The 927-nt window shown below is 68.1% G+C and carries 1 protein-coding gene; it reads left to right on the top strand.

All coding sequences use genetic code 11. The features are described 5' to 3' along the window. Positions 1-927 (top strand): DUF2339 domain-containing protein (locus JCM9942_RS16945; protein WP_157723037.1); only part of this gene is annotated, 927 nt, incomplete at both ends.

Here is a 927-nt window from a genome sequence, read left to right as displayed (position 1 = left end):
CCGCGCCCGCGGCCGGAAGGGACGCCGCCGCCCGCGCCGAGTTTCATCGAGCGCGGCATCGAACACCTCAAGCGGTGGTTCACCACAGGCAACGTGCCGATCAAGGTCGGCATGCTGGTGATGCTGGCCGGTGTCGCGGCCCTGCTCAAATACGCCACGGACCAGGGCTGGTTCAGCCTGCCGGCCAGCGTGAAGCTGGCCGGCGTCAGCGCTGCGGCACTGGCCGGCCTGGTATTTGCGTGGCGCAAGCGCCAAAGCCATCCCAGCTTCGCCCTGGCGATGCAGGGCGGCATGATCGGCATCCTGCTGCTGGTGGTGTTCGCCGCCTGCAAGAACTACGGAATGATCGGCGTGGTCCCGGCCTTTGGGCTGAGCGTGGTGCTGATCGCGGGCCTGTCGGTGATGGCGGTGCTGCAGGAGTCGCGCACGCTGGCCCTCCTCGGAGTGCTGGCCGGCTTCATGGCGCCGATCTGGCTGTCCAGTGGCAGCGGCAACCACGTGGCGTTGTTCTCGTACTACGCGCTGCTCAATGCCGGTATCTTCGCCATCGCCTGGGTGCGGCCGTGGCGCATTCTCAACCTGCTGGGATTCGCCTTCACCTGGGGCATCGGCACGGTCTGGGGCGTGCTGGACTACGAGCCGGCCAAGTTCGCCAGCACCGAGCCGTTCCTGCTGCTGTTCTTCGGCTTCTACCTGCTGCTGCCGCTGCTGTACGCGCGCAAGGCGGCGACATCCGGTAACGCGCAGATCGATGGTTGCCTGTTGTTCGGCACACCGCTGGTCGCCTTCTCGCTGCAGGCCGGGTTGCTGCAGGGCGAGCGCATGCCGCTGGCGTTGTGCGCGCTGGGCGTGGCGCTGCTGTATGCGCTGCTGGCCCGCGCGCTGCTCAACCGCGACCGGCTGCAGATGCTGGCCCGTGGCTACGCC

Origin of the sequence: Stenotrophomonas pictorum JCM 9942, from assembly GCF_001310775.1 — a bacterium.
GTDB classification, from domain to species: Bacteria; Pseudomonadota; Gammaproteobacteria; order Xanthomonadales; family Xanthomonadaceae; genus Stenotrophomonas; species Stenotrophomonas pictorum.
The sequence above is the reverse complement of the archived record's forward strand: the minus strand, read 5'-3'. Positions and strand labels throughout refer to the sequence as shown.